1 protein-coding gene and 1 pseudogene are annotated in these 500 nt (G+C 47.4%); both read left to right on the top strand.

Annotated features, from left to right (window positions below):
* Positions 1-207 (top strand): DNA-binding protein (locus DW085_RS19430; protein ID WP_118494376.1); only part of this gene is annotated, 207 nt, incomplete at its 5' end.
* A gap of 71 nt (positions 208-278) precedes the next feature.
* A pseudogene (locus DW085_RS18845) lies at positions 279-500 on the top strand (site-specific integrase); the annotation flags it as partial.

Raw genomic sequence — 500 nt, 5'->3', positions numbered from 1 at the left:
GAAGCAGCCAGTATACTGGGAATCAGCGTAAAAACACTGGATGCTGCAAGAACAGACGGTTTGATCTCCTATGTTCAGTATGTGGAAAACGGCTGCGTTTATTTCACGGAAGTGGGGCTTCAGGAGTACATTGCAAAATGTACACACCGTGCAAAACCGATGGAACGTGCTGCGACATATCGCAAACCTCGAAGCTTTCGGCGGTGAAAATCGACATCGTTGAGTATGGACGATGAATCCGCAATAATGAAAGCATCAACAGGATTGGAGGTAATGATATGGCGGCAAGAAGAATGATGCTTCCCGATTATGGTACGGTGAGTATGAAGGGAACGCAATATTATCGAACCCGTGTAACAGATCAGCAGGGACGGCGGGTTTCCTTATATGCAAGAACGAGAGAGGAACTGTACCAGAAGGAACAGGAAGCGATCCAGCAGATTGAGAACAAGACGTATCGCCGCAGTACACCTACAGTGGAGGAGTATTGCGAGAAATGG

Origin of the sequence: Clostridium sp. AF50-3 (genome assembly GCF_003477445.1) — a bacterium.
GTDB classification, from domain to species: domain Bacteria; phylum Bacillota; class Clostridia; order Lachnospirales; family Lachnospiraceae; genus Otoolea; species Otoolea fessa.
This window is presented reverse-complemented; position numbering and strand designations above follow the sequence as displayed.